Source organism: Oceanobacillus manasiensis (genome assembly GCF_000724085.1).
Taxonomy (GTDB): Bacteria; Bacillota; Bacilli; order Bacillales; family Amphibacillaceae; genus Oceanobacillus_B; species Oceanobacillus_B manasiensis.
Map to the genome: position 1 here is coordinate 957,895 of NZ_CCDL010000001.1, position 13,318 is coordinate 971,212.

The following is a 13,318-nucleotide window of genomic DNA, read 5'->3' on the forward strand; positions in this document are numbered from 1 at the left end:
TGACGAAATGGAAAAAATACTTGAGGTAAAGGACCTACATGTAACCTTCCGTACATATGGTGGAACGGTAAAAGCAGTAAGAGGTGTCGATTTTCATTTAAATAAAGGCGAAACACTCGCAATCGTAGGGGAATCTGGTTGTGGGAAAAGTGTAACGTCGAATGCAATTATGCGACTTATCCCTAACCCACCTGGCAAAATATCAAACGGATCAATTCGATTCAAAGAGAAAGAGATTACGAGATTGTCAGAGAAACAGATGCGGTCAATTCGAGGTGTGGATATCTCCATGATTTTTCAAGACCCGATGACTGCCTTAAACCCTACCTTAACCATTGGCACACAGTTAGTTGAGGGGCTGCAACAACATCGAAAGATTTCACCTACTGAGGCCAAGGCAAAGGCACTTGATATGCTAGAGCTTGTTGGGATTCCAAACGCTACGGAACGTTTGAAACAGTATCCACATCAGTTTAGTGGGGGTATGCGCCAGCGGATTGTCATTGCGATGGCTCTCATTTGTGATCCAGAGCTTTTAATAGCAGATGAGCCCACAACTGCACTTGATGTTACGATTCAGGCACAGATTTTGGAGCTTTTCGAAAGAATACAAGAGTCTACAGGCGTATCGATCATTTTAATTACACACGATTTAGGTGTAGTAGCTAAAATAGCTGATCGTGTTGCCGTGATGTATGCCGGAAAGATTATCGAGGTTGGAACTAAAAGAGAGATTTTCTATGAATCGCAGCATCCTTATACGAAGGGGCTACTCAACTCGGTACCACGGCTCGACCTACAAGGCGAGAAACTAACGCCTATTGATGGAACACCACCTGATTTATTCTCGCCTCCAGAGGGATGCCCTTTTACTGCAAGGTGTCCATTCGCCATGGAGGTGTGTGATAATGTTTACCCTGTAACTACAGCTCGGTCTGATTCACATAAGGTGGACTGCTGGTTGCAGGATGAAAGGGCAAAGCAGTTATTGGCAACTGCCGAAAAATAAGACAAAGGGGGCAATAAAGATGAAAAAGAAGTTACTAGTTTTTCTAATGGCTGCTATGGCAATATTTGTTTTGGCAGCATGTACTGCAAATGAAGATGCAGGAACAGAGACGAATGAGGAAGAGGAAAATACTGGAGAAGAGGAAAACACAGCTTCAGGTGAAAAAGTATTGTACATGAATAACGGAACAGAGCCAACTTCATTTGACCCTGCAGTAGGGTTTGATGCCGTTTCATGGAATCCATTAAATAACTTAATGGAAGGATTAACACGTTTAGGTGAGGATGATACTCCTCAGGCTGCGATTGCAGAGGACTGGGATTTATCAGACGATGGAACAGTCTATACTTTTCACATTCGTGAAGATGCCAACTGGTCTAATGGCGACCCAGTTGTGGCCGAAGACTTTGTTTTTGCTTGGGAACGCTTGCTAAACCCAGAGACAGGTTCAGCAGCTGCTTTCTTAGGTTACTTTATTGAAGGTGGAGAAGCATATAACAGTGGAGAAGGTTCTGCAGAAGACCTAGGAATCGAAGCAGTAGATGAGAAAACATTCGAAGTAACCTTGGCAGAACCAACTGGGTATTTTCTACACGTCATATCCAATCCTGCTTTCTTCCCAGTAAACGCTGCTGTTGCAGAGGAAAACTCAGAATGGTTTGCAGAAGCAGATTCGTTTGTGTCAAACGGGCCATTTACTTTGGAATCATGGGAACATGATAGTGAAATGGTTTTCGTTAAAAACGAAGAATATTGGGATGCAGATACTGTGAAGTTAGATAAAGTTCACTGGGCAATGGTTAATGACACGAATACAGAATACCAAATGTTTGAAGCAGGGGAACTTGATGTAACCGAACTTCCATCAGAGATGGCGGAACAATTAATAGACGAAGAGAATGTTGTCATAAAAGATCAAGCTGGATTATATTTCTATCGTTTTAACGTAACAGAAGAGCCTTTCCAAAATGCGAAGATCCGTAAAGCCTTCGCGCTGGCTGTTAACCAACAGGACATAGTGGAATATGTAACGAAAAATGGTGAAGAAGCCGCAACAGCATTTGTATCTCCTGGTTTCGAGAGCCCTTCTGGTAATGATTTCCGAGATGAAAATGGAGATTTAGTTGAGTACAACCCAGAAGAGGCAAAACAGCTGTTAGAAGAGGGGATGGAGGAGGAAGGCTATGATGAGCTTCCGGAAGTTACACTATCCTACAGCACAAGTGATGCCCATAAAGCGATAGCAGAGACAATGCAGAGTGCATTCTCAGAGAATCTTGGTATTGATGTTGTATTAGAGAATACGGAAGCTAGTGTGTTCCTAGATGATCAAAAAGCATTAAATCATCAGCTTTCCAGAAGTTCTTTCATCTTTGACTACGGTGATCCGGTAAACTTCCTAGAAAGCTTTATAACTGATTCTTCTATGAACCGTACTGGCTGGTCAAACGAGGAATATAATGAGTTAATTGCCAACGCAAAATCGGAATCAGATGAGGAACAACGTTGGGAATATATGTATGAAGCAGAAAGACTATTAGCTGAAGAAATGCCAATCTTCCCAATCCACTACTATAACCAGGTGCATATGTACAGTGATCCTGTTTCAGGTATTGTGCGTCACCCAGTAGGCTATGTAGAACTAAAATGGGCAGATAAAAGCGAATAATTTATCTTATAAAAAGATTAAGGTTGCAATAAAGTTTTTCACTATTACCTCTGAGACGAATAATTAACAAAGCATTAGGAACCTAAGGAAAATACTGCGCATTCCTGGGGCGGCTGGTATGCCTGTGTATGTTACACAATACGGGGGCATACCGAGGCCTTACCTCCCCAAGGAATCTACATATTTTCTCAGCTGAATAGTGTTTCGTCATGGGATTGGTTTAGCACGCTGAGCGAATTCGAACACTAGATAATAGTCTTCGAATACGTTCGGCGTTTGCTTTCTCCAAGTTCATTCGTCCCAGCTTCAAACCTATACATACATACATAATACATAAGGATTCATAATTGGCGGTTGTTAGCCGTTCTCTATTAAACATAGCAATCAACTATAATAGTAGTTCATAATTGATTATCGCTCTGAGGATATAGTTAAGGAATTCTAAAAGGAAAAGAGAGTTGGGGTATCATGATTTGTCCAGAAAAGCTGCAAAAAGGTGATCACGTTGGGATAATTGCACCAGCTGGCCCAATAGATAACGAAAAAATACAGGTTGCAGTTCCTTTTTTTGAAAAGTTGGGACTCCAACCAATACTTGGGAAGTATATACAGCAAAAAAATGGCTACCTTGCTGGAACCGACCAACAACGGTTGGAAGATCTACATGACATGTTTGCAGACCCTAGTATTAAAGCGATCATTTGTGCACGCGGAGGATATGGTACTGGACGAATCGCTGCAAACCTTGATTATGAGCTAATCAAGCAAAACCCTAAAATTTTTTGGGGTTATAGTGATATTACTTATTTACATACAGCAATAAGGCAAAAAACAGATCTCGTAACATTTCATGGACCAATGGTTGTCTCAGATATAGCGAGGAACGAGTTTGATTCGCTTTCTGCTTCCCGGTTTAGCCAACTGTTTAAATCGGACACTTACACGTACACAGAGGAAATTTCCCCCCTACATGTTATCTCACCTGGAGAAGCAGAAGGTGAGATTGTTGGTGGGAACCTTTCCTTACTAGTTAGTACATTAGGAACTCCTTACGAAATAGATACAAAGGATAAAATCTTGTTTATAGAAGATATTGGTGAAGAACCATACAAGGTGGATGGGATGCTGAACCATCTCCGTGTAGCTGGAAAGCTTGAAGAAGTTGCTGGGATTGTGGTGGGTGACTTCGCAAATGCAACACCAACCCTCGATTCTAGTTTCACGCTACAAGAGGTTTTGGATGATTATTTTCATGCACTGGGAAAACCTGTGCTTTCCGGATTTAAGATAGGGCACTGCTTCCCACATGTTGCCGTACCATTTGGTGTTACTGCAAAGCTTTCCAGCAATAAAAAAACACTTAAGATAGAGCCGGGTGTTCGTTAAGGAAGTGGAGGAGATACAATGAACATTAAAGATATAGAAACCTTTCGGGCGGCTATTCCGCTCCATACGCCTTTTAAAACCGCGTTACGTACAGTTACTGTGGCAGAAACAGTCCTTGTAAAAATCACGTGCGACGATGGGATTACTGGCTGGGGTGAAGCTCCCCCGACCCATGTTATTACAGGTGACAGCCTATCAGGAGTAGAATTTGCGATAAATGGTATATTGAAGCCAATCATTACGGGTGCTTCCCTGCAAAAGCGGGAGCATATTTTTGAGATGATAGGAAAAGGACTTGTGGGGAACTATAGCGCAAAAGCTGCAGTAGACATGGCATTGTATGACTGTTTGGCGCAGGAGGCAGGCATGACGCTATCTTCATTTCTAGGTGGATATAAGGATACTATTGAGTCCGATTATACGGTAAGTGTGAACACACCAGAGGAGATGGCTCTAGATGCACAACGCTATGTGCAAGACGGCTTTTCAATTTTAAAAGTCAAAGTTGGCAAGGACCTTATCGAAACCGACATAAAAAGGATCCAAGCAATCCGCGGAAAAATAGGTCCAGATATAAAAATTCGCTTAGATGCAAACCAAGGCTGGAAGGCGAAAGAGGCAGTTAGAGCTATTCAAAAAATGGAAGATCTCGGATTAGATATTGAACTAGTAGAGCAACCCGTAAAAGCGAACGATTTGGAAGGATTACGCCAAGTGACAACACATACTGATACCTTAATCATGGCTGACGAGAGTGTTTTTACTGCCGTCGATGCCAAAAAGGTACTGGAGACGGGGGCGGCAGATCTCATAAATATTAAGCTTATGAAATCTGGTGGGATACACGAGGCTATGAAAATAGCAAAGCTTGCTGGCATTTACAATGTGGAATGTATGGTAGGTAGTATGATTGAAACAAAGCTAGGCATTACAGCTGCAGCTCATTTCGCAGCAAGCCAACCTAATATTACGCGCTATGACTTTGATGCTCCGTTAATGCTTACAGGAGATCTCCTTCAAGGGGGAATTACGTACGAACAATCCACTATTAATCTGGGAAATGAGCCTGGACTCGGCATAACAGGGATAAATGAAGCATTTTTGCAATCCAAAATTACAATGAACTAAAGATAGAAAGGAGAATAGTATGGTTAAACAATCGTTTGATCAATTTTCTAATACGTTACATGTAACAGCAGTACAGGTCGCGACAGTTTGGACCTCACCTGATTCTGCTCGAGCTATCGACAAACTTGGGGTAACTGTTCCAGCTGATATGCAAGAGTGGATAAATGGGTTGACCTACGAACAAAACCTTGCCTTATGTGAAGAGAATAGAGTTCAATCTCAGTTGCTATATGGACAGCCGGTAATCATTACGGAAACACAAGGGGATTGGGCACATGTTGTCATTCCAGATCAGCCATCCAAGAAAGACGAAAGAGGCTATCCAGGGTGGATGCCACACGCACAATTACGTGAGGTAAATAAAAGCGACTGGCAAAGTGAACACACGGCGGCTGTTAGCAGCAAGAAGGCATGGTTACAGACGGAATCAGGTCAACGGGAGATGGAACTAAGCTATCTTACCATGCTGCCAGTAGTCAAGGTTGGAGAGACCCTTGTCGAAGTGAAAACCCCACACGGGAATCGCTTTTTACAAGCCGAAGAAGTAATCGTATTTCCAACAGAAAAAGGATTGAATAAAGGAAATGGCCAGAAGATAGTGAAGGCGGTCGAGGACTTTCAAGGATTAGATTATTTTTGGGGTGGAATGAGTGCATATGGTTATGATTGCTCCGGACTAGCGTATGCGGCCCATAAAGCGAACGGTTATCAAATTGCCCGAGATGCAGGGGACCAAGCTAAAGCGGGGGAAGAAGTTACATTCGACAAATTACAGACAGGCGACTTACTATTTTTTGCTTATGAAGAAGGGAAAGGGCGCTTACACCATGTAGGTATTTATTATGGTAATGGCAAGATGCTGCATTCTCCACAAACAGGAAAAGGAATAGAGATAATCGAACTGGCCGGTACGGTTTACGAAAAAGAGCTTTGTGCTGCAAGACGTTATTGGCTCGAGACAGAGGAGAAATAGTTTATGAACGAGAAACTACTAGAAGTCAACCAGTTGAAAAAGCATTTTGATGTAGGAAAAGGAAAAGTTCTAAAAGCAGTTAATGATGTTTCCTTTTATGTGAAGCCCGGTGAAACCTTTGGATTAGTAGGAGAATCGGGTTGTGGGAAATCTACCATTGGTCGTACCATTTTGGGGCTTTACGATAAAACGGAAGGTAACGTGATTTATGATGGAAAAGATGTGCATAGCTTAACAGAAAAAGAAAAGTTTAATCTTTATCGTAAAATGCAGATGATTTTTCAAGATCCATATGCCTCCCTGAACCCTCGTTCTACTGTGCGTGAGGTAATCGGTGAACCAATGGAAGTGCATGGCTTATTCAAGTCCAAAAAGGAACAACTAGAGCGTGTATATGAATTGCTAGAGGAAGTGGGATTAAACCGAGACCATGCTAATCGTTATCCTCACGAATTTAGCGGAGGACAGCGCCAGCGGATTGGGATAGCCAGAGCCCTTGCTTTGGAACCAGAATTTATTATAGCGGATGAGCCGATTTCCGCGCTTGATGTATCTGTACAGGCACAGGTGGTCAATTTATTGAAAGAACTACAAGTGGAGAAGGGGCTGACCTTCCTATTTATCGCCCATGATCTTTCCATGGTAAAGCAAATATCTGACAGGATTGGGGTAATGTATTTAGGTAACCTTGTGGAGCTTACTACAAGTGAGGCATTATATGAGGAGCCATTGCATCCATATACACAGGCACTTCTATCTGCCATCCCTATCCCTGACCCGGATATTGAGGAAAGTCGAGAGCGCATTATCCTTGAAGGGGAGTTACCTAGTCCGATTGACCCTCCGAGTGGCTGTGTTTTTCGTACAAGATGCCCTTTCGCAATGGAAGCGTGTGCTGAAGTAACCCCGATTTGGCAAGAAGTAGAAGAAGGGCATTACGTTGCCTGCCATCTATATAATAACGAAATAGAAGACAAGACACCGTTGAAAGACCCAGCTATACATCAGTAAATATCTCTTTAGCTTATAAAAATTCAAGCCTACGTAAAATTGCGTAGGTTTTTTTCATTCTTGTGTTCTATTGTTTTCCCTTTCTGTATACGTTTAATAGTAGGATTGCTAGATTTGATTGGCAATATCATTTACAGAGGATGGGGGATTGTGATGAAAAAAGGGAACTATAAACTTGGAAAAACAACTAAACTAAAAAAGAAGTCCATACAAGAACGAATAAATGCGAAACAGAAAACGGCCATTACACTACAGAATCCTAGAAAAGAAACGAAGAAAAACAACCCCTTCTTAATGAAGCATAAGAAAAATTACTATTTAGGGAAGCAAACAAAAAAGTGGAAGCTACCCACAGCCATCTTTCTCGCAGGTCTATTTTGCCTTATCCTATTTATCCCCACCATGATTGTCATTACATTTGGGGATGATAAAGGAAATGAAGCAACAAGTCAGGAGAAGGAAACAGACAAATCGGTTGAGCTTGAATCTTCTCCCTTTTCCGTGGCAGTTATGCGCTCTGATTTAGACAAAGTGGATAATGTTCCGCTAGAGACATACGTAGCTGGAGTAGTAGCTTCAGAAATGCCAGCAGATTTTGAAATGGAGGCATTGAAAGCACAAGCTCTTGCTGCTCGTACTTATATCGTAAACTATAAGCTGCACGGAGATATAACAGAAGAAGCAGATGTAACGGATACCGTTCAGCACCAGGTGTATAAGGATGAAACAGAATTACAAAAGCTCTTTGGTGATGAGTATGAAAAAAAGATGAATAAAATTAAAGAAGCAGTGAATGCGACAAAAGGAGAAGTGCTTACCTATAAAAAGGATCTGATCACACCTGCATTTTTCTCCACAAGTAATGGGTTTACAGAAAACTCAGAGGATTATTGGGAGAATGAACTACCATATCTGCGTAGTGTAGAGAGCCATTGGGATGAAGCTACACCAAAATTCCTTAACCAGGAAACATATTCGATCGAGCATGTTGGGAAAGCACTCGCTACAAATCTCCCAAATGATACAGCGCTCTCCATTGAGATTACCAGAACAGATGGAAAACGGGTGGAGCAACTGACGTTAAATGAAGATACATTTAGCGGGCGGGAAGTAAGAGAGAAGTTGAAGCTGCGTTCCAGTGACTTCACTATAGAGCAAAAAGATGACCACCTCATTTTTACTACGAAAGGCTATGGCCACGGAATCGGCATGAGCCAGTACGGCGCAAACGGCATGGCCGAGGAAGGGAAAACCTACAAAGACATAGTGAATTATTATTATAAGGATATTGAAATCAGTACGATTACGGATACAGCACCAGCCCTCGTTGTAAAATAAAGCGAGGGTTTTTTTTATTTTAACTTTAATCGTGAGTGGAGCAAGTATCTCAAAGAGCGCCTCCGTATCAGGTTCGCTGTAAGGTCATCCCACAAGGGAAGCCAGCGCTCTCTAAGGTTTGCATAAAGGAACCTCTTACTATTCCCGTCTTCGAAAAAAAAATGCATCTTTTTATAAAATTTTTTTCTCTTCATGTATAGATCTTCCATTTTCTGATCAGAATGGTTGTTGAGGTGATGATCAATGAATGAAGAAAACAAAGCTTCAAAAAACAAATGGAGCCGTATTTTCAAGAAAAAGTGGTTTTTCCCAGCAGTCTATCTGACAATTGCTGCCTTGCTTCTTTCCGTTGTCGTATGGTACCAAAACATGGATAACCAGATTCCTGATGCACAGGAAGACCAGGAAAACTATGTTCCAACACCAAATGAAGAGGAAGCAGAGCCTGTTTTAGAACATCAAGAAGTTATTCAAATGCCATTAGCGGATCAAGAACAAGCAGAAATCGTAACTAAATTCTATGATTACAACGCAGATCAAGAAGATCAGGAAAATGCTTTGGTTCTATATAACAACCGTTATTACCAGAGTACTGGTGTAGATATTGCATCAGCAAGTGGTGAAACATTTGATGTTGTTGCTGCACTAACTGGAACAATTGAGGAAGTAAAAGAAGATCCGCTTTTAGGTAATGTTGTCGTAGTGTCACATGAGAATGATGTTAAGACATACTATGCAAGCCTTGAAAAGGTAAGTGTAAAAGCAGGGGCAGAAGTGAAACAAGGTGATCAACTAGGAACTGCAGGAAAGAACTTGTTTGGTCAAGATAGCGGAACACACGTTTACTTTGAACTCAGAAAAGAAGATAAGCATGTGAACCCAGAAGACTTCTTTAATCAACCAGTAAGTAGTCTAGAGAGTGCTCTTGAAGAAGCGGTAGACAGCACTGAATCAGATGAAGCAACGGAATCATCTGAAGAAGAGGCTGTGGAAAATGAAGCTTCTGAAGAGAATGCCGATGATGAAGATAAGACTGAAGAAGAAGACGCGCCTGCTGATGAAGAGGAAGATGACGCATCAAACGAAGAATCCAATGATGCAACCGACTCATCTGAGAGTGCATAAGAAAAGTAAGAAAGATCCTAGTACTTTAATAGAGTCTAGGGTCTTTTTTTGTTGTTGACTAAGTTTTTATTTAAAAAAGAAAGTGATTATAATGATGCAAAATTTGTCGAACGATAGCTAATATTCTAGGAGATAAATGTGTTATTATAAGTATTAATAGAATTTCTTGCTGTTAATTAGCGAAAAAAATAGTAGTCTTCTTCTAAAATAAACGTAAAAGGATGGTAGAAAGGAGATTCCCTACTATGGTTATGCCCTCAATATTTATCTCAGATAAAGGAAAAGATAACCTATCACTAAGAGAACTTGTAGAAATACTTTATCAAGAACACCCGGAAGAAAGTGTAATAGAATTAACAAGGGAATATTGCTTGCACTCAAATTCCAATGACATCCTCAAGAAGGGGATGGAGTTTCTCTATATGAATGGGTTTTATACAGACTTAGAGACCCTGATAGAGAAAAACCATCATTCCCTCAACGCTTCGACCCGTAAGTGGGCATTAGTCTATCAACATGTTTTGGATAGAAGGCTAAAAAAATGCCTGCCCCATGAATCGCTCCAAAGAATAAAATGTATTGAGACAAACGACCCTGAGTTGAAATGTCTTGTGGAGTTCTTCAAGGTAACAACGTATTATGAGCTTAATCAATTCAGTAGATTAGGGAATTTTCTCGATATACAACAAGAATTGTTTGCGGGGGTTGAAGATAGACTATTGCTGTCTTTTTTCAAAATACGTTTAAACCAAATTCTGCTTACCTATCATCTTACAAGAAATGAACTTATTATGGCTCGCAAATATGCATTTAGGGTCTTAAATCAAACCCAAAATCCAAGGACAATGGCGAGCATGCATATAAAACTGGGTCTATCCTATACCTTTGATACATACTTACAGGGCATGTATCATCTTAACGAAGCGTTAAAGGTTGCAAAGCAATACGGATTGGAAAAAGTAGTGAAGCTTGTAGAACAACGAAATATTCCTTTTCTTTCAGCACACTTTAATCAAGTTGGGAATATATCTTCCCCAGATCCGAGTGAACAGGCACACATTGAAATTGCCAAAGGAAACACTCAAAAAGCAATTGAATTATTGCATGACCTACCTTTAGACAGTCCCTTTCAGCTATATTATCTTGGGAAAGCGAAACAAGATAAAGATCTCCTTCTTCAATCCTATAATTTTTTTATCGAAAGACGAAGTGACTACTTCTTTAGTAAGTTACCACTTACGTTATTAAGAAAACTTTAAGCCTGAGGGGGGCTGCCCCTCACCCACATTCTTTTACCCCTCACATCAGTCATCCATAGTGATTTTTATTTGTTTAAAAGGTTCAGCTTTTTCTTTTACTGCTAAAATCCCTTAAGGAGGCAATAAAATGAAAAAGTTAACTTCTTTTCTATTGATGGCAGTTTTAACGGTTCTGATTTCCTTGGTTTCTGGCACTTTATCTACAAACATCTCGATTTTGCTCGATCCTGGGCTTGGAGATATGGATGTATACGATCCTGGGTTAGGTGACATGGATTAACATCTGTCTTCTGTAGGTAAAAAGAGAGAGATTCACATAGGAACTTCAACGGTTTTATGCTTTATCGGATAAAAGAAAAGCTGAGCCTTATTTTTAATGAAGTGATTAATTCTTCTCGATTTAGATAGTAAACAAACTCCCTTTTAGATCTCCTGAATAAATACTTCTCGTCCTACTTTTACAAAGATGCAATTTTAATCATAATCCCGCCATCTCCTTAATAAAATGTTACAAACCAAGCATTCAGTAATTTCTGAGGTGAGAGCTTGTGTGGCTTAACGTTACTTATGCGAAGTATCCTCGTTTTGTATGGAAAAATTACAGAATATTAGGTCAATATTGAGTGGAAGGTGGTTAGGACCTTTCGCTTCAATATACATATTGATGAACAAACAACAGAATATCAGTACTCCAATGTGAGCCACTTAAGATGAACACCTTGTCTCGATAGACACCTCGGAATTAACCAACATAGGGAGGCGAACGGTGTGCACGACTACATCAAAGACAGAACCATCAGGATAGGAAATTATGTATTGGAGACAAAAAAGACTGTCCGCGTAATAGCAAAAGAATTTGGTGTTTCTAAGAGCACTGTCCATAAGGATTTGACAGAGCGCTTGCCACAAATTAATCCTGAACTTGCGTTAAAGGTAAAGGAAATTCTTGAATATCACAAAGCTATTAGACATCTACGTGGAGGGGAAGCAACTAGGAAAAAGTACAAGATTGAACCACAGGTAAAAGAGACGGAACCAAAACCGGTAGGATAAGTGTAATTATTTTACTACGGCAAAATAATGTTGGAGGAGAAAACAGACCTAGAAAGGTTCGTTTTCTCCATATTTACGTTGGCAGTAAATTAGTAAATGTAGTAAAGACGTACTAAAAAAACATTAAAAGAAACAATTTTTTCCATAAAAATCACACAAAACCCCCATTTTTTTCTAATACTATGCAGTTAATTGTTGAACTTTGTGGTAAAATATAATATTAGAAGTCCGTGCTCAAAAAGAGGATGAAAAAGGAACGATGTGTCCTTTTTACCGGACTCTTTGAGCAACCTCTTGTAGGAATATGTAAAAATTGAATTAATTTATAGTAGGAGGATCTTGATTCATGTTTTCTAGGGATATTGGAATTGACCTTGGAACTGCCAATGTTTTAATTCACGTAAAAGGAAAAGGTATCGTTTTAGACGAACCATCAGTTGTTGCAATGGACCGCTATACTGGAAAGGTACTCGAAGTTGGCGAGGAAGCAAGGCGCATGGTTGGACGTACACCAGGAAACATTGAAGCCATCCGTCCATTAAAAGATGGAGTAATTGCAGACTTTGATGTAACAGAAGCAATGTTAAAGCATTTCATAAATAAAATTAGTGTTAAAGGGCTCCTTTCAAAGCCAAGGATGCTAATTTGCTGCCCGACCAACATTACAAAGGTAGAACAAAAGGCAATTAAAGAAGCAGCAGAGAAATCTGGTGGGAAAAAGGTTTACCTTGAAGAAGAGCCAAAAGTAGCTGCAATTGGTGCAGGAATGGATATATTCCAACCAAGCGGTAACATGGTCGTTGATATTGGTGGTGGAACGACAGATGTTGCTGTTTTGTCCATGGGGGATATTGTTACCTCGGAATCCATTAAAATGGCTGGGGATAAATTCGATGTCGAAATTCTTCAATACATAAAGAAGCAGTATAAGCTTCTGATTGGAGAACGCACAGCAGAGGATATTAAAATAAATGTTGCCACAGTTTTCAGAGATTCCCGAAATGAGGAAATGGAAATTCGTGGCCGTGATATGGTTTCCGGTTTACCGAGAACGATTACCGTTTATTCTGCTGAAATCGAAGCAGCATTACGCGAATCTGTTTTCCTTATAGTACAGGCTGCGAAATCTGTTTTAGAAAAAACACCGCCTGAACTATCTGCTGATATTATTGACAGAGGTGTCATTTTAACAGGTGGCGGAGCTATGATACATGGTATAGACCAGCTACTTGCTGAAGAATTGAAGGTTCCAGTCTTAGTAGCAGAGGAACCAATGCACTGTGTAGCAAAAGGCACAGGTATTATGCTAGAAAATATTGATAAACTTGAAAGAAAAAAGGTCGTTTAACTTATAAAGCGGCAAGCTT

Annotated in this window: 12 protein-coding genes; all 12 read left to right on the forward strand. The window is 40.4% G+C overall.

What is annotated here, in order from left to right:
* Positions 1 to 7: 7 nt before the first annotated feature.
* The 12 genes from BN985_RS04835 (at position 8) to mreB (ending at position 13,299) form a co-directional block, all read left to right on the forward strand.
* On the forward strand, positions 8 to 1,009 hold the full coding sequence (locus tag BN985_RS04835) for an ABC transporter ATP-binding protein (protein ID WP_042221437.1): 1,002 nt from the start codon (positions 8 to 10) through the stop codon (positions 1,007 to 1,009).
* Between the two features lie 19 nt (positions 1,010 to 1,028).
* Positions 1,029 to 2,678 (forward strand): peptide ABC transporter substrate-binding protein, encoded by a 1,650-nt coding sequence (locus BN985_RS04840; RefSeq protein ID WP_042221439.1) that lies wholly within the window; start codon positions 1,029 to 1,031, stop codon positions 2,676 to 2,678.
* Positions 2,679 to 3,146: 468 nt separating this feature from the next.
* Positions 3,147 to 4,064 (forward strand): S66 peptidase family protein, encoded by a 918-nt coding sequence (locus BN985_RS04845; protein ID WP_198029968.1) that lies wholly within the window; start codon positions 3,147 to 3,149, stop codon positions 4,062 to 4,064.
* Positions 4,065 to 4,082: 18 nt separating this feature from the next.
* Positions 4,083 to 5,192 (forward strand): mandelate racemase/muconate lactonizing enzyme family protein, encoded by a 1,110-nt coding sequence (locus BN985_RS04850; protein WP_042221441.1) that lies wholly within the window; start codon positions 4,083 to 4,085, stop codon positions 5,190 to 5,192.
* Between the two features lie 19 nt (positions 5,193 to 5,211).
* A complete protein-coding gene (locus BN985_RS04855) occupies positions 5,212 to 6,165 on the forward strand; it encodes a C40 family peptidase (protein ID WP_042221442.1) in 954 nt (317 codons plus the stop codon).
* A 3-nt stretch (positions 6,166 to 6,168) separates the two neighbouring features.
* The gene (locus BN985_RS04860; RefSeq protein ID WP_042221443.1) at positions 6,169 to 7,176 is read left to right on the forward strand and encodes an ABC transporter ATP-binding protein; all 1,008 of its coding nucleotides are present in this window, start codon (positions 6,169 to 6,171) and stop codon (positions 7,174 to 7,176) included.
* A 153-nt stretch (positions 7,177 to 7,329) separates the two neighbouring features.
* Positions 7,330 to 8,514: a stage II sporulation protein D gene (gene spoIID, locus BN985_RS04865; protein WP_042221444.1), complete on the forward strand. Its 1,185-nt coding sequence runs from the start codon at positions 7,330 to 7,332 to the stop codon at positions 8,512 to 8,514.
* 243 nt (positions 8,515 to 8,757) lie between these two features.
* Positions 8,758 to 9,639, forward strand: coding sequence for a M23 family metallopeptidase (locus BN985_RS04870; protein WP_042221445.1), 882 nt, complete (start codon positions 8,758 to 8,760; stop codon positions 9,637 to 9,639).
* A 245-nt stretch (positions 9,640 to 9,884) separates the two neighbouring features.
* Positions 9,885 to 10,898 carry an AimR family lysis-lysogeny pheromone receptor gene (locus BN985_RS04875; protein WP_042221446.1) on the forward strand — a complete coding sequence of 338 codons (1,014 nt, stop codon included), beginning with the start codon at positions 9,885 to 9,887 and terminating at the stop codon, positions 10,896 to 10,898.
* Positions 10,899 to 11,025: 127 nt separating this feature from the next.
* The gene (locus tag BN985_RS18945; protein ID WP_156960075.1) at positions 11,026 to 11,178 is read left to right on the forward strand and encodes a hypothetical protein; all 153 of its coding nucleotides are present in this window, start codon (positions 11,026 to 11,028) and stop codon (positions 11,176 to 11,178) included.
* Between the two features lie 488 nt (positions 11,179 to 11,666).
* Complete coding sequence (gene spoIIID / locus BN985_RS04880; protein WP_042221447.1) at positions 11,667 to 11,951, forward strand: sporulation transcriptional regulator SpoIIID; 285 nt, start codon at positions 11,667 to 11,669, stop codon at positions 11,949 to 11,951.
* Between the two features lie 346 nt (positions 11,952 to 12,297).
* The gene (gene mreB, locus BN985_RS04885) at positions 12,298 to 13,299 is read left to right on the forward strand and encodes a rod shape-determining protein (RefSeq protein WP_042221448.1); all 1,002 of its coding nucleotides are present in this window, start codon (positions 12,298 to 12,300) and stop codon (positions 13,297 to 13,299) included.
* Positions 13,300 to 13,318 lie beyond the last annotated feature (19 nt).